The sequence below is a fragment of the Burkholderia sp. Bp8998 genome, assembly GCF_003854235.1.
GTDB lineage: Bacteria > Pseudomonadota > Gammaproteobacteria > Burkholderiales > Burkholderiaceae > Burkholderia.
The window spans coordinates 1-14,109 of record NZ_QTQF01000005.1 but is presented as its reverse complement, the minus strand read 5'-3'; the positions used below and the strand labels follow the sequence as shown (position 1 = coordinate 14,109).

The following is a 14,109-nucleotide window of genomic DNA, read 5'->3' as shown; positions in this document are numbered from 1 at the left end:
GTGCCGCTGGCCGCGTCACGACGTGCCGAGACGCGCACGCATCTGCGCCGTGATCCGTTGCCGCGTGTCGTCATAGCCTTCCCACGGATCGCGCTTCAAGCGGTCGAGGCGTGCGTGCAACGTGTCGATCGTCCATTGCGCACCGCCCGTCGTGTCGGGCACCTCGTCCCAGCGCAGCGGCACCGATACGCCCATCCCGGGCCGCGCGCGCACCGAATACGCGGCGATCGTGCTCGCGCCGCGGCCGTTGCGCAGGTAGTCGATGAAGATCCTGCCGCGCCGGTGCTTCGATCCCATCGTCGCGGTGAAGCGGTCAGGCAACGCGCCCGCGACATGCTGCGCGACCGCGCGCGAGAAGTCCTTCACGTCGTCCCAGCCCAGGTGCCGCGTGATCGGCACGACGACGTGCAGCCCCTTCCCGCCGCTCGTCTTGCAGAACGACGCGAGACTCAGTTCGTCGAGCAGCCCGCGCACGAGTTGCGCGGCTTCGATCATCGCGCTCCACGGCAGCGTCGGATCGGGATCGAGGTCGAACACGATCCGGTCCGGCCGCTCGATGTTCGACGCGTGCGCGTTCCATGTATGCAGTTCGATCGTGCCCATCTGCGCGGCGCCGAGCAGCGCGTCGACGCTGTCGAGCGACAGCAGCGGGCCATGGCCCGGATCGAGCCCCTCGTGCTGCGTGACGAACGGGATCTCGCGGCGCTCCGCGTGCTTCTGGAAGAACAGCTCGCCCGCGATGTCGCCGGGCGCGCGCACGAGCGACACGGGCCGGCCCTTCAGGTCCGGCAGCAGCCACGGCGCCACCCATTGCCAGTAACGCGCGAGATCGATCTTGCGCGTGCCGCTGTGCAGATCGAGCACGCGCTCGGGATGGGTGATGCGCACGCGGCCGAGCCGGCCGGGGCCGGTATCGTCGTCCGCATTGCGGGCGGAGGCGCGTGAACGCGCGAGGGGCTTGCGGCCGCTCGTGTCGTGATCGGCGTGCGATGCGTGCTTGTGATCCTGCTTGCGTTCGTGCTTTTCGTCGTGCGTGGTCTGGCGTGGGTCCATCGCCTCCTCCGTTTCCGTATGCTTCGGCTCTTCGCGGACGATCTGCGCCGCCGGCTTGTCCTCGCGCAACGCGATGAACGCGGCCTGGCGCACGATGCCGTCGCCGGTCCATTCCGCGAACTCGCATTCGGCGACGAGCGTCGGCTCGATCCAGTGCACGCGCGTGCGCGTACGTTCGCGCGGCGGCGGATCGAACGGCGTCGTGTCGCGCTCGTGCTTGCGCAGGATCGGGGCAAGCCGGTCGAGCATCCGCGTGTCGAAACCGGTGCCGACGCGGCCGACGTAGCGCAGCGGCAGCGGCGCGCGGCGCCGCTTGCCGCCCGGCGCCGGTTCGTGCACGCCGAGCAGCAGCGCGCCGAAGCCGTGCCGGCTGCCGGACGGCTCGGTATAGCCGCCGATCACGAACTCCTGCCGGCGCCGGCATTTCAGCTTGATCCATGCGGGCGAACGTCCGGCGCGATAGCGCGACTCGGCGCGCTTGCCGATCAGCCCTTCGAGACCGGTGTCGCATGCGCTCGCGATCAGCGACGCGACGTCGTCGCCGAGATCAGGCGAAAAGCGCAGCCGCGCGGGATCGCTGCCGGCGATCAGCGGTTCGAGCAGCGCGCGGCGCGCGGTGAGCGGTGTGTCGCGCAGCTCATAACCGTCGAGATGGAGCAAGTCGAACAGGAACAGTGTGACCCTATCCGAATGCCCCGCGCCGAGCGCGTTCTGCAGCGCCTGGAAATCGGGTAGACCGTTCTTGCCGAGCACGACGGCCTCGCCGTCGAGCCAGGCGTCGTCGACGTCGAGCGCCGCGAGCGCGTCGCGTTGCGCTCGCAGTTTCGGGGTCCAGTCGCGGCCTTCGCGCGTCGTCAGCTTCACATGCCGGCGCGCGCCCTTCCCCGAGATGCGCGCGAGGATCCGGTAGCCGTCGAACTTCAGTTCGTAGCGCCAGTCGCCCTGCGTCGGCGGACCGTCGACCAGCGTCGCGAGCTGCGGCGCGACGCGCTCGGGGAGAGGCGCGCGTACCGCGCCCTCGGTTCGGGAGGGGCCGGCGGGTGGGCTGCTGTGGTCGTCATGTCGTGCCGCACGTTTGCGGCGTTCGTCGTGTTTGCCGCGTCCGGCGCGTCCGGCGCGTTCGGCGCGCTCGTCGTGTTTGCCACGTTCGTCGCGGCCGTCGCGTTCGTCGGCCTGGTCGCCCCGGCCGTGCCGCGCACTGCGCGCGCGCATCGAACCGCCGTCGGCATCCGCCCGCGCCGCCGACGCCGCCGCACCGTCATGCACACTCCCCGGCCGTTCGTCGACGACGTCGAATTCATCAGTGCCGCGCGCCTCGTCGTCGCGCTCCTTGATCAGCAGCCACTGCTCCTGCCGCCCCTGCTGGCGCCCGGTGCGCACGAGCGCCCAGCCGCCGTGCAGCTTTTCGCCATCGAGCCGGAACGTCAGCTTGCCCGCGCGGTAGCCGTCGCGTGCCTGCGCGACGCCGCCGTCGGGCGTCCACGTGCCTTCGTCCCACACGACGACGGAGCCCGCGCCGTAATGCCCTTCCGGAATCTCGCCTTCGAACGACGCGTATTCGAGCGGATGGTCCTCGACGTGCACGGCGAGACGCTTCACCGACGGATCGAAGCTCGGCCCCTTCGGCACGGCCCACGACTTCAGTGTGCCGTCAAGTTCGAGCCGGAAGTCGTAGTGCAGGCGCCGCGCGTGATGCTCCTGGATCACGAAGCGCAGCGGATGACGGGTGCGCGAAGCCGGTCGCGCGGCGGGCTTCGCGTCCGTCTTCGCACGCCGCCGGCCATGCGCGCCTTCCGGTTCCGGCGTCGCACCAAAGTGGCGTTTGCGGCGATACGGATCGAGCTTGCCGGCCATTGCCTCACCTCGTGTCGCGCGACATCATGCGGCGTGCTTGCCGCGTGCGGCGGTTTTCTTCTCCGCATGCCCGCCCGTCGCAGCGCGTTTCGCGGCCGGCCGTTTCGCCGCGGTCTTCGTGGCCGCGCCTTTCGGCGCCGCCTTCGCGGCCGGCTTGCGGCGCCCGCCGCCGCGCGACGGTGAAGACGAAGCGTCCGCGTCCTCGTCGTCCGCATCGCGCAGGTCTGCCGCACGCGCGCCGCCGCCCCCCTTCAGGCTGCGCTTCAGCAGCTCGGTCAGGTCGACCACGTTGGTCGCGGCGCGGCCCGTCTGCGGCGGACGCGCCTCGATTTCCTCGATCTTGCCCGCGCGCACCTTGCGCTCGACCAGCTCGAGGATGTCGTTGCGAAACGTGTCGTGATACTCGTCGGGCGCCCACTTTCCCGACATGTCGTCGATCAGCTTCTTCGCCATCCCGAGCTCGCGCGCGGTCACGCCCACCCGCTTCGCATCGTCGGCCGGCACCGACAGCTCGTCGAGCGGCCGCAGCTCCTCCTGCCAGCGCAGCGTGTCGAGCGCGAGCAGCGGCCCGACCGGAATCAGCGCGCCGAGATGCTGGCGGTCGCGCATCACGATGAGCGCGATGCCGATCTTGCCGCTATCCTTCAACGCGTCGCGCAACAGCGCGTAGACCTTCTCGCCCTTGCGGTCCGGCACGAGGTAGTAAGGCGTGTCGAGATAGAGGAACGACACCGCGTCCTCGTCGACGAAGGTGAGGATGTCGACGGTCTGTGTCGATTCGGGGTTCGCCGCGCGGATCTCTTCGTCGGTCAGCACAACGTAGCGTTCCTTCTCGTACTCGTAGCCGCGCACGATGTCCTCGCGCATGACTTCCTTGCCGGTGCGCTTGTTGATCTGCCGGTAGCCGATGGGGTCCATCGAGCGCTTGTCGAGCATCCGGAACGACGGCTTCACGGTGCGCGTCGCGGGAAACAACTGCACGGGCACGTGAACGAGCCCGAAGCTGATCGCGCCTTTCCATATCATCCGCGGTGCCATGCCTGCCCTCCTTTGCTGCGTGCGTGCGCGCCGCCCGACGCGACGGGCGCCCGTGCGGCGCTACGCCGGCGGCTCGGCTGCGATGTCGCCGCAGGCTGCGGCAGCTGCGTCAGGGCGCGCGCAATGCGCGATCGAGTTCGGCGCGCGTGACGTCGAGCGCGACGCTGCATTCGATCTCGGCGTCCTCGACACGCGGCTTTTGTTCGTCCACCGCGCGCCGCGCGAGGTCGCACAGCCGGGTGCGCACGCGCAGCCGGTCGGCCGCGCCGAGCGACGCATAGCGCGTGAGCACGTCCGGATCGAAGCGCAGGTCGACCACGCAACGCCATTGACGCGCGTTTTCCTCGGCCGGCACGCGCACCCACGACACCTGGATCGTCAGTCGCCCCGATGCGTCGTCCGCATGCACGACGAGCGTCGACTGCGATGGAAATCCGTTCGCGAGCGCATGTTCGAGTTCCGCGATGCGCTGCGAACGGTCGGGCGTGACCGTCATCGTCGCACGACGCCCAGCAGCAGCGTGACCAGGAAGATCACGACGAAGATATAGAACAGGATCTTCGCGATCTCGGCCGCGCCGGCCGCGATGCCGCCGAAGCCGAACACGGCGGCGATGATCGCGATGATGAAGAAGATGATGGCGTATCGCAGCATGAATGCCTCCTGGGTCCTGGAGAACGGCGAACGGCGAACGGCGATCGTCGATGCCGATCAAGAGTCGTGCTTGTGCCTGGGTTTGCCGTGGGTCGGCGTCGAAGCCATTTTCTCGAGTTCCTTTTCGCTCATCGACTTGGCCATCGACTTCGAAGGCGGCTTCAGGTCCTTCATTTTCGTTTCACCGCGCTTGGCCGACAGGGCGGCCCCCGCGGCGCGCTGCTGTGCCTGGGACTTGGCTGGCATGGCTTTCCTCCTTTCGGTGACGCGCGCGACGGCCGCAGCCCGCGGGCCGCGCGCGGTTACGACGGTATCGTCATGCGGGGTCGCGCCGGCGGAGTTCGGCCGGCGGAATCTTCATCGCCTGGCGATACTTGGTCACCGTACGACGCGCAAGAAGGATGCCGCGACCCGCGAGGTTCTGCGCGAGGGCGACGTCGGACAACGGCTCGGTGTGGCGCTCGGCCGCGATCATGTCGCGGATCAGCACCTTCGCGGCCGCTGCCGAACACACGCCCTTGCCGGCCGCCTCGAGCTTGCGCGGGAAGAAGTGCTTGAACTCGAACGTGCCGTGCGGCGTGGCCATGTACTTGTTGCCCGTCGCGCGCGACACGGTCGATTCGTGCAGGTCGAGCTCCTCGGCGATGTCGCGCAGCACGAGCGGCTTCATCGCGATCTCGCCGTAGCGGAAGAAGTCGCGCTGCCGCGCGACGATGCATTCGCCGACCCGCTGGATCGTGTCGAAGCGCTTCTGCACGTTGCGGATCAGCCAGCGCGCTTCCTGCAGTTGCTGGCCGAGCGGTGAATCGCGCTCGCCGCTCGACTGCGCGAACAGCGTCGCATAGCGTTCGTGCAGCCGCGCGCGCGGCAGCACGGCCGGGTTGATCGTCACGATCCATTCGTCGCGCACCTGGCGCACGATCACGTCGGGTATCACGTAGTCGCCGCGCGTGCTGCCGTAGTGGTTGCCCGGGCGTGGATCGAGCCCGCGTACCAGCGCGCATGCGGCATGCATCGTCGCCTGGTTGCAGCCGACACGCCGCTGAATCTCCGCTGTTTCGCGCCGCGCGAGCCGTTCGAGATGTTCGCGCGCGATCGCTTTCGCTTCCGCGAGCGCCGGCGTGCCGGCCGGAATCGCGTCGAGCTGCAGCACCAGGCACTCGGACAGCGAGCGCGCGGCGATGCCCGGGCGGTCGAGCATCTGCACGAGCCGCAGCGCGACCGCGAGATCCTGTTCCGACAGCAGCAACGCAGGATCGGCCGCGACCAGCAGCTCGGCCAGCTCCTGACGCAGGTAGCCGTCTTCGTCGAGCGCGTCGATCACGATACGCGCAGCCTCGCGGTCGCGCTTGTTCAGCGGATAAAGCCGCAGCGCGTCGTGCAGCTGCTGGTGCAGCGACGGCTCCGCCGCCATCCATTCGCCGGGCGACAGGTCGCCCGCGTCGTCGGCCTGGCGGCCCGTGCCGCGCGGCGCCGGGGCGGCCGTGTACGACACCTCGCCGTCCGGCGGACGCACCTCCTCGCGCTCGGGCACCGGCTCGGGCGCCGCTGCTTCGGCCTCGCGTTCGGGTGTGTCGGCGGCGGCTTCGTCGTCGCCCTGCCCGTCTTCGAGAAATGGATTCGAGTCGAGCGCCTGCCGCAATTCCTGCTGGAATTCGAGCGAAGACAACTGCAGCAGACGAAGCGACTGCTGAAGCCTCGGCGTAAGTGCCAGATGCTGCCGCATCTGCAGCGCAAGCGTGACTGACATCGATGCCCTCCTGACCGTGTACGCAAATTCGTATACGGGAATCCACGCAGCTTCCATGCCAGACGGGCAAATCGCCGTCCGGCGCGGTTCTCGTGCGTTCGTACCCCGTCGCGCCGAGCCGTCGGAGCCGCTTTTTTACAAGCGACGGGAAGTTAGGGGGCATGGAATTCGCGCACGGCCATGCGGGGGCGCCCCCGGGCGCGCCGATGCGTTGCGTCGCTGGCGAACGGTTCGTGCGGGCTCGCCATCGCGCGCTGCGTCCGGTCAGTACAGCGCCGGCGGCGGCGTGCCCGGCATCGACTCGCCGCCCTGCACGCCGTTCGGCCCGGGCGGCGGCACGTCGGCCGCTTCGCCGCCGGTCGCGCCCGGAGGCATCTTGTTTTGCGGCGACGGACGCGTGTCGTAGCGCGTATTCGCGTCCGGCATCGTCGTGGTCGGCGATGCGCCATGGCCGTCCGGCGGCGCCGGCGGTGCGCCGCGCGTGCCGTAGGTGGCTTGCGGTTGCGTGCATGCACCCAGCGCGCACGCGGCGGCGAACGCACAGGCGCCCATGCGTAGCGTCTCGATCGGTTTCATCGGAATCCTCCGTGGAATCAGCGGCACCGGAGCCGGCCGTGGCGGCACGGCTCAGAGCCGGTTGAAATGGAAATCGCCCGCATACGCGGTCGGCGCGCGGCGCGCCATCATCGTGTCGAACTCGGCCGCGACGCGCGTCAGTGCGCCGCGTTGCCGCCCGACATCGGCCTGTTCGAGCGCCGCGAACGCATCGGCGTCGAACGTGACGGTCAGCGACGCAGGATGGCCGTCGACGCGAAAGCCGAAATGCAGTGCGCCGGCCGGCTGCTCCTCGACATGGAACGGCATCGCGCGCGCCTCGAAATGGCGGCCGAGCGTCTCGGCCACGTCGCGCAGCATGCCGGGTTTTACGCTGATGCTCATCGTGGGCCCTCCGTGGATCGCATAAACGCCACCGGCGGAATGCCCGTCGGCGGCGCGTGAATCGGCGGCTCCCGCGTCGGCGGCTCGCGTTCCGGCGGCGGCTGCTCGGGCGGGTCGCCCTCCGGATCGTGAAACGGTTCCGGCGTGCCGGGCGGCACGTCGTCCGGGACGGGCGGCACGGGAACCGGGTCGACGTTGGGCACCGGCGGCTCGGGCCGGTGCAGCGACTGGGTGGGGTGCGGGTTCATGGGCATGCGATCGTTGCGGTGTCCTGACGGGATCGGACCGGTTGCGCGGCGCACCTGTGCCGCTCGATGATCCACGAACACATGGGCCGCAAGGCGCGTGCCGCCCGTATACGGCGCCCTCGCGCACGCGCGCAGGTGCCGAAGCGCGGTGCGCCGTGCCTTCGCTACACCGCGCGCTGCAATTCTTTCAAGGACATCGCGCTACCCTTCGTATGCGGCCATCACGAGCCACAGCTCGTGGTCGTCGTCGCGCACACGCGCGGCGAGCGCATACGGATCGGCCGGCTCGCACGCCCGCTGCAGCGCGAACCGCGCCGGCTCGGTCGAGCCGAACGTCTCATCGAGCGGCCGCACATCGGCCTTGCCCTCGAACATCCGGCGATCGGGCCGGTAGATCAGCGGCTCCTGTTTCCATGCGCTGAAATGGCTCTTCACCGAGTCGAACCCGCCGCCGCATACGTTGACTTCGTAGCGCACTCCAGGTCGTCGTTTCGGAATCGTCATCGTGCCTCCCGCGTGATCTGCGTGGGTGTGCGGCGCGTCGCGCCGCGCGTTGTCGTTTCCTTCACCCATCGAAGCGGCAAGTCGCGTGCCGCCTGAACGCAGCGGGCATGGCCGTTGCGCGCTCAGCGCGTCATCGTCACCGACACGGAGGCTTGCCATGAAGGATTCGACCCGGTCCGGCCGCGACGCGCCGGCGCACGAGCGGCATCCCGACCCCACGCCGCCGCTGAAAGACCAGGACCAGACGAAGACGCGCCACTCGGAGCGCCATATCGACAAGCAGCTCGAGGACACGTTCCCCGCGAGCGACCCGCCCGCGACCGGCGGTATCACGCGCATCGAGCCCGACACGCCGCCGGGCACGCACGACGACGGGCCGTGGCAGGACCCGGCCAGGCGCCGCGACGAATGACGGCCGATACGATGGGGCACACCGCTTGCTGAACAACCGGACGGCCCCGCTTCAACCCGCAAGGAGGACTTCATGCATCGCGTCAACGAAATCATGTCGCAGGACGTCGTGCACATCGCGCCGACCGACTCGATCCGTCATGCAGCGCAACTGATGGAGCGCTACGACATTGGCGCGCTGCCCGTATGCGACAACAACCGGCTGATCGGCATGGTCACCGACCGCGACCTCGCGGTGCGCGCGATCTCGGCCGGCAAGCCGCCGGAAACGCGGATCCACGAAGTCGCGTCGGGTCCGATCGAATGGTGTTTCGAGGACGATTTGCTGGACGAGATCCAGCACTACATGGCCGACGCGCAACTGCGCCGCCTGCCCGTCGTCGATCACGACAATCGCCTCGTCGGCATGCTGTCGCTCGCGGACATCGCGACGCGCACGGCCGGCCCCGATCGCGACGACGTCGCGAACACGCTCGAAGGCGTGTCGCAACCGAAGTAGACGTGACGGGGCGAGCCTCGCCCCGCCCCGACCACCCGCGCGACCCGCAGGGCCCATCCCGGGCACGGTCGCGCTCCATGCAGCAAGGAGGACAACCATGCAGACTCCCGATCAAGGACGGACCCGCATCATCGGCAAGGGCGCCGCGACGGCAGCGGGCCCCGGCCCCGACGTGATGGCAGCCGACACGCTCGAAGGCGACAAGGTCTATACGACCGATGGCGACGACGTCGGCAAGATCAAGGACATCATGCTCGACGTGCGCTCGGGCCGCGTCGCTTACGCCGTGCTGTCGAGCGGCGGCCTGCTCGGCATCGGCGACAAGCTGCTCGCGATCCCATGGAGCGCGCTCACGCTCGATACCGAACGCAAGTGTTTCCTGCTGTCGGTATCGTCCGAGCGGATCAAGAACGCACCCGGATTCGACAAGGACCACTGGCCGGCGATGGCCGACCCGCAATGGGCCGAGCCGCTGCACGAGTACTACGGCAGCACGCCGTACTGGAGCGCGGGCGACGAGCTCGGGCTGACCGACCCGACCGAGGAACTGAACGATCCGCGCACACCCGGGCATCATTGACCGGTCACGATTTGGCGGTGGTTTAGCCGATGTGCCCCGCGCAAGCGGGGCTTTTTTTGGTGAATTGCCGATCCACACGATCAGCCGTCCACCTCGCGCAGATACCACGTCACCGCCCCTTGCCGGGTTGTTTCCGGCCCCGGCATCGGTTCGCCTTCCTTTAACCGCTCCGTGCGCTTCAGGAACGGGCTGAACCAATCCCCGTCACGCGGGCACGGCTGGCCCGGATAAGCTCGCAACACCCTCCCGCCCGACGGCTGCGCAGTTGGTGCGGGCTGCACCGGCTCGGCCGGTTCATCCACGGCAGGCGTAGGCGGGATTGCAATCGGTTCAACCGGGCGCGGCGGCCAGATACCCGGCGCGTCGAACCGGCGCAGCCAATCGTTCGACGACATCTCGTCGAACCGAACTTCACCCACGATCGAGCCCATATGCAAGCAACGCAGCTCGGACACACGTATTGGCTTCAATAGCCGGTTCGCGGCCACGTAGGCGGCCGGCTGCGGATCGCGTTCCGTCCAGCCAAGCGACGGCCATTCGCCCGCCTTCACCATCACGCCATTCGAGTAGTCGATCAGCGATAGTCCGTTCGCCGTCTCGTTGTGGACCGCCTGTTCCAGCGCTTCCCGGCCGCCCAGTTTCTCTAGCCAGCTTCGGTGCAGGATCGTGTACCAGTTCACGCTCTTGATACCGTCGCGAAATTCCGGATGCCCCATCGGATCAGCAACGTCAAACCCCAGAAATTGCTCGGCAAGTTCCAATTCCAGGTTCTCGTAGCGATGGAACTCGTCACATTGCTGAAAGCCAAGCCCCGCAAAGCCATGCAACACGGGCAGCCGCATCGCCAATTCCGCCAGCAGCTTTTCGAAGGCCGCCCGGCCGTCGCCGCGCAGTACCTCGACGGGTAGATAGACCTGAAAGTATGAAACGGTTTTCCAAGCTTCTTCGAACAAACTCCCCTGCGAAAACCCTCGCATCCCCCAATCGCCGACGAAGTCATAACCCGGCCCAGATGACCACGTGAATTGGACAACATGGGTAGGTGGTTGCGTGCGCACTGATTCCGCAAATGCCGAAAAACGCTCGGGCGTGTATTTGCCCCTCTTGCGCGGATGCTCCCAATAGCCCCAATGCAACCGTCGCCCCATGATTTCTTCTAGCCGCCGCATCACCCCGGCCAGTTCCGACCGGTTCGCTTGCGCATACGACTTCAGCAGGTAGAACACGATCACCAGCCCACCCTGCAACACGACCTTGTCCGGATCGTCCTCAGATCCATAAGTGAAGTGCCACTTCGTCGCGTCCCATTCCTCAAAGAATTCCACGTTTCCTCTCCTCTTAATCCGGCAGATACAACACGCGCACCGTCAGGTTGCGATTCAGCATGTCCGGCATCCGCAGCGCCGGCAAACGCACCGGCTCCCGCAAGCACCGCCTGCTGCTCGGCCTCCATGTCGTGCAACGGCATGGCCGATTGCCGATCTACACGATCAGCCGTCCGCCTCGCGCAGATACCACGTCACCGCGCCTTGCCGGGTTGTTTCCGGCCCCGGCATCGGTTCGCCTTCCTTTAACCGCTCCGTGCGCTTCAGGAACGGGCTGAACCAATCCCCGTCACGCGGGCACGGCTGGCCCGGATAAGCTCGCAGCACCCTCCCGCCCGACGGCTGCGCAGTTGGTGCGGGCTGCACCGGCTCGGCCGGTTCATCCACGGCAGGCGTAGACGGGATTGCAGTCGGTTCAACCGGGCGCGGCGGCCAGATACCCGGCGCGTCGAACCGGCGCAGCCAATCGTTCGACGACATCTCGTCGAATCGAACTTCACCCACGATCGAGCCCATATGCAAGCAACGCAGCTCGGGCACGCGTATTGGCTTCAAGAGCCGGTTCGCGGCCACATAGGCGGCCGGCTGCGGATCGCGTTCCGTCCAGCCAAGCGACGGCCATTCGCCCGCCTTCACCATCACGCCATTCGAGTAGTCGATCAGCGATAGTCCGTTCGCCGCCTCGTTTTGGACTGCCCGTTCCAGCGCTTCCCGGCCGCCCAGTTTCTCTAGCCAGCTTCGGTGCAGGATCGTGTACCAACTGACACTTTTGATTCCGCCGCGCAGTTCGTCATGACCCAGTCCATTACCAACGTCAAATCCCAAAAACTGCTCGGCTTGTTCCAGTTCCAAATTCTCATAGCGGTGTCCCTCGTTTGACCGCTGAAATCCCAACCCGGCGTGACCGTGCAACACGGGTAGTCGCATCGCCAATTCCGCCAGTAACGCGTCGAAGGTGGCCCGCCCATCGCCGCGCAACACCCCGACCGGCAAGTAGATTTGGAAATAGGAAAGGTCTTTCCAAGCCTCTTCGAACAAACTCCCCTGCGAAAACGCGCGCATCCCCCAATCGCCGACGAAGTCATAACCTGGTCCCGACGACCAAGTGAACTCGATTGCATGCGTAGGCGGTCGCGTGCGAACCCATTCCGCAAATGCCGAAAAACGCTCGGGCGTGTATTTATCCCTCTTGCGCGGATGCTCCCAGTAGCCCCAATGCAACCGCCGTCCCATGATTTCTTCTAGCCGCCGCATCACCCCGGCCAGTTCCGACCGGTTCGCTTGCGCATACGACTTCAGCAGGTAGAACACGATCACCAGCCCACCCTGCAACACGACCTTGTCCGGATCATCCTCAGATCCATAAGTGAAGTGCCACTTCGCCGCGTCCCATTCCTCAAAGAATTCCACGTTTCCTCTCCTCTTAATCCGGCAGATACAACACGCGCACCGTCAGGTTGCGATTCAGCATGTCCAGCATCCGCAGCGCGTCCTGCGTCATCCTTGGATCCACGCTGTCGCTTGCCGGCGGCGTCTGTGCGGCTGCGTTATAGATCGCTGCATTGGCCGCCGCCGCCGTCACGGCGACCTTCCCGATGGGAAAACGCGCCAGTGTCTGCGCTCCGTGTCCAACCAATTCCACCGCGCCGCCCAGTTCACCCGCAGCGCCGGCAAGCGCACCGGTTCCCGCAAGTGCCGCGCCGGCCGCCGCGCCCGCCAGCGGCGCACCGAGAATCAGCGTCAGTTGCTCCCGCAAGCGTCGTCGCTCCGCCTCCTCGCGTGCGGCCCGCTGCGAATCGTAGCTGCGCATCTCCGCCAGATATCGATGGTCATCAATCCGGCGAGCACCGCCTCCAAACACGCGCCGCACCGCCTGCTGCTCGGCCTCCATGTCTTGCAGCAGCATGGCCGATTGAGGCAATTGCGCATGGAACGCTTTGAGCCGCTCCGGCGAGGTCACACCGCCCTCGACCGTGCGAAACACCGGCTCCGCCTTACGCCCCTTCTCCAACCATTCGCGCCGGCGGCGCGGTGCCTTGCAGACCTTCGTTTCCAGTAGCCGAAATTTGTTCCTGTCGTAATTGACGATTTTCCGATAGGCCTCTATCTGCTCCGGCGTCAACGCATCCCCCTCGAACTTGATTTCGATCAGGTAAGCAATGTTGTCGGCAGCAAATCGGGCCGATCCCGTGCGCCCCTTGTAGTCGTGCAAACGAATCACGTCAGGAATGCGCAGCAACCCCGGTATCTTCGGCCGGTCCATCGCCGTCCAGTCCCACCCCGTATCCGCCGAACGCACCAGCCGGTACGCTTCCCGCACCTCATCGGGCGACAGGTTGTCCTCCAGATACGCAGTCGTCACCAGCGGCTCCGCCAAACCGATCTGCACCCACGGCAACGTGCCCGCATCGATGCCCGCCTGGAACGCCACGCGCCGCCGGATGATCTCGTAGCGCGATAGCGGCATGGTTGACGGCCGGAACGGCTCGCTGCGGCTCATGATGGCCTCGGGTGGCCGCCCACCGGCAGGCAGCATGTCGAAGCCGACTTCACCCCAATACGGCCATTGCCAGCGGCTTCCCTTGCTGTCGTAGTGCACCCAGCGCGACACCTGCCGCTGGCACAGCGCACGCCCCCGTGCATCGCGCATCGGGAACTGTTCCGCGAAGCCCGCTTTCTGGCACAGATACCAAAGGTCCATCGGGTTTTCGACAGGCAGTACCGTACCGGCCGCGTCCGGCCGCTTCGTCTGGCTACCCTTGCCGGGTTTCGGCACGTTCGGCGCTTGCTTGCGGGGTGGAGGGGTTGTGTTTGTCATGATTGGCTCGCTCCCGTTTCACTGATGCGCGCAAAATCCAGCTTGTATTCCGCTTCGTCGTCCCAATACCGCGCCCGCACAAAATCCGCCGCGTCATCGGGCAGCGCCTCGCAATGCACGGGCGCAGTCGATTCCGCGTAGGCCGTCACGGTATGTCCCTGTGCATTGGTGCGCCCCTCGACCACACGACCATCCGGATGCGTCAATTGATAAGCGCAGTCGGGCAGCGCCTTGCCCGCTCGATCCCGGAGGGTGTAGAACGCTTCGAAATCCGCACCGGGCATCCCCGGGAACGGCTTCGCCACCGACTCCGGGCCGAACGTTTGATGACTGCCTGCATAGACCGTGTGCTCGCCGGCCGTCCGTACCACGTAACCCTGATCGCTGATACGAACCTCCGTACTGCCGGCGTGCAGCACGATTTCCTCGGCCGCGT

16 protein-coding genes and 1 pseudogene are annotated in these 14,109 nt (G+C 67.0%); 3 read left to right on the top strand and 14 right to left on the bottom strand.

What is annotated here, in order from left to right; all coding sequences use genetic code 11:
• Positions 1-15: 15 nt before the first annotated feature.
• From ligD to DIE06_RS07590, 10 genes are all read right to left on the bottom strand, one after another.
• Positions 16-2,907 carry a DNA ligase D gene (gene ligD, locus DIE06_RS07635; protein WP_124660879.1) on the bottom strand — a complete coding sequence of 964 codons (2,892 nt, stop codon included), beginning with the start codon at positions 2,905-2,907 and terminating at the stop codon, positions 16-18.
• A 24-nt stretch (positions 2,908-2,931) separates the two neighbouring features.
• Entirely contained in the window at positions 2,932-3,945 is a 1,014-nt protein-coding gene (locus tag DIE06_RS07630; RefSeq protein WP_124660878.1) for a Ku protein, read from the bottom strand.
• 109 nt (positions 3,946-4,054) lie between these two features.
• Positions 4,055-4,441 (bottom strand): DUF3022 domain-containing protein, encoded by a 387-nt coding sequence (locus DIE06_RS07625; RefSeq protein WP_124660877.1) that lies wholly within the window; start codon positions 4,439-4,441, stop codon positions 4,055-4,057.
• Entirely contained in the window at positions 4,438-4,599 is a 162-nt protein-coding gene (locus DIE06_RS07620) for a DUF1328 family protein (protein WP_006767422.1), read from the bottom strand. Before DIE06_RS07620 ends, DIE06_RS07625 begins: the two co-directional genes overlap by 4 nt.
• A 57-nt stretch (positions 4,600-4,656) precedes the next feature.
• Entirely contained in the window at positions 4,657-4,845 is a 189-nt protein-coding gene (locus tag DIE06_RS07615) for a DUF3008 family protein (protein WP_124660876.1), read from the bottom strand.
• Positions 4,846-4,915: 70 nt separating this feature from the next.
• On the bottom strand, positions 4,916-6,349 hold the full coding sequence (locus tag DIE06_RS07610) for an RNA polymerase factor sigma-54 (protein WP_124660875.1): 1,434 nt from the start codon (positions 6,347-6,349) through the stop codon (positions 4,916-4,918).
• A 264-nt stretch (positions 6,350-6,613) separates the two neighbouring features.
• The gene (locus DIE06_RS07605) at positions 6,614-6,925 is read right to left on the bottom strand and encodes a hypothetical protein (protein ID WP_124660874.1); all 312 of its coding nucleotides are present in this window, start codon (positions 6,923-6,925) and stop codon (positions 6,614-6,616) included.
• A 51-nt stretch (positions 6,926-6,976) separates the two neighbouring features.
• Positions 6,977-7,288, bottom strand: coding sequence for a hypothetical protein (locus tag DIE06_RS07600; protein ID WP_124660873.1), 312 nt, complete (start codon positions 7,286-7,288; stop codon positions 6,977-6,979).
• Positions 7,285-7,542, bottom strand: coding sequence for a hypothetical protein (locus DIE06_RS07595; RefSeq protein WP_124660872.1), 258 nt, complete (start codon positions 7,540-7,542; stop codon positions 7,285-7,287). Before DIE06_RS07595 ends, DIE06_RS07600 begins: the two co-directional genes overlap by 4 nt.
• Before the next feature lie 195 nt (positions 7,543-7,737).
• Positions 7,738-8,040, bottom strand: coding sequence for a hypothetical protein (locus DIE06_RS07590; RefSeq protein ID WP_124660871.1), 303 nt, complete (start codon positions 8,038-8,040; stop codon positions 7,738-7,740).
• Positions 8,041-8,197: 157 nt separating this feature from the next.
• On the opposite strand from DIE06_RS07590, the gene DIE06_RS07585 reads away from it, so the two are divergent.
• The 3 genes from DIE06_RS07585 (at position 8,198) to DIE06_RS07575 (ending at position 9,530) form a co-directional block, all read left to right on the top strand.
• On the top strand, positions 8,198-8,452 hold the full coding sequence (locus tag DIE06_RS07585; RefSeq protein ID WP_124660870.1) for a hypothetical protein: 255 nt from the start codon (positions 8,198-8,200) through the stop codon (positions 8,450-8,452).
• Positions 8,453-8,524: 72 nt separating this feature from the next.
• Positions 8,525-8,950: a CBS domain-containing protein gene (locus DIE06_RS07580; protein WP_124660869.1), complete on the top strand. Its 426-nt coding sequence runs from the start codon at positions 8,525-8,527 to the stop codon at positions 8,948-8,950.
• A gap of 97 nt (positions 8,951-9,047) precedes the next feature.
• Positions 9,048-9,530, top strand: a complete 483-nt coding sequence (locus DIE06_RS07575) for a PRC-barrel domain-containing protein (RefSeq protein ID WP_124660868.1) — start codon at positions 9,048-9,050, stop codon at positions 9,528-9,530.
• 80 nt (positions 9,531-9,610) lie between these two features.
• Here the strand turns inward: DIE06_RS07575 and DIE06_RS07570 are convergent, their stop codons facing one another.
• The 4 genes and pseudogenes from DIE06_RS07570 to DIE06_RS38200 all read right to left on the bottom strand — a co-directional run.
• Positions 9,611-10,855: a type VI immunity family protein gene (locus DIE06_RS07570; RefSeq protein WP_124660867.1), complete on the bottom strand. Its 1,245-nt coding sequence runs from the start codon at positions 10,853-10,855 to the stop codon at positions 9,611-9,613.
• A gap of 165 nt (positions 10,856-11,020) precedes the next feature.
• Entirely contained in the window at positions 11,021-12,265 is a 1,245-nt protein-coding gene (locus tag DIE06_RS07565) for a type VI immunity family protein (RefSeq protein WP_124660866.1), read from the bottom strand.
• A gap of 13 nt (positions 12,266-12,278) precedes the next feature.
• Positions 12,279-13,673 (bottom strand): hypothetical protein, encoded by a 1,395-nt coding sequence (locus DIE06_RS07560; RefSeq protein WP_124660865.1) that lies wholly within the window; start codon positions 13,671-13,673, stop codon positions 12,279-12,281.
• A pseudogene (locus DIE06_RS38200) lies at positions 13,670-14,109 on the bottom strand (hypothetical protein); the annotation flags it as partial. The pseudogene DIE06_RS38200 and the gene DIE06_RS07560, both read right to left, overlap by 4 nt.

Coding starts and splice junctions, on each gene's coding strand:
- DIE06_RS07625 (WP_124660877.1), bottom strand. CDS start 4,441: ATGACGGTCACGCCCGACCGTTCGCAGCGCATCGCGGAACTCGAACAT.
- DIE06_RS07615 (WP_124660876.1), bottom strand. CDS start 4,845: ATGCCAGCCAAGTCCCAGGCACAGCAGCGCGCCGCGGGGGCCGCCCTG.
- DIE06_RS07600 (WP_124660873.1), bottom strand. CDS start 7,288: ATGAGCATCAGCGTAAAACCCGGCATGCTGCGCGACGTGGCCGAGACG.
- DIE06_RS07560 (WP_124660865.1), bottom strand. CDS start 13,673: ATGACAAACACAACCCCTCCACCCCGCAAGCAAGCGCCGAACGTGCCG.
- DIE06_RS07585 (WP_124660870.1), top strand. CDS start 8,198: ATGAAGGATTCGACCCGGTCCGGCCGCGACGCGCCGGCGCACGAGCGG.
- DIE06_RS07620 (WP_006767422.1), bottom strand. CDS start 4,599: ATGCTGCGATACGCCATCATCTTCTTCATCATCGCGATCATCGCCGCC.
- ligD (WP_124660879.1), bottom strand. CDS start 2,907: ATGGCCGGCAAGCTCGATCCGTATCGCCGCAAACGCCACTTTGGTGCG.
- DIE06_RS07595 (WP_124660872.1), bottom strand. CDS start 7,542: ATGCCCATGAACCCGCACCCCACCCAGTCGCTGCACCGGCCCGAGCCG.
- DIE06_RS07575 (WP_124660868.1), top strand. CDS start 9,048: ATGCAGACTCCCGATCAAGGACGGACCCGCATCATCGGCAAGGGCGCC.
- DIE06_RS07590 (WP_124660871.1), bottom strand. CDS start 8,040: ATGACGATTCCGAAACGACGACCTGGAGTGCGCTACGAAGTCAACGTA.
- DIE06_RS07610 (WP_124660875.1), bottom strand. CDS start 6,349: ATGTCAGTCACGCTTGCGCTGCAGATGCGGCAGCATCTGGCACTTACG.
- DIE06_RS07580 (WP_124660869.1), top strand. CDS start 8,525: ATGCATCGCGTCAACGAAATCATGTCGCAGGACGTCGTGCACATCGCG.
- DIE06_RS07630 (WP_124660878.1), bottom strand. CDS start 3,945: ATGGCACCGCGGATGATATGGAAAGGCGCGATCAGCTTCGGGCTCGTT.
- DIE06_RS07605 (WP_124660874.1), bottom strand. CDS start 6,925: ATGAAACCGATCGAGACGCTACGCATGGGCGCCTGTGCGTTCGCCGCC.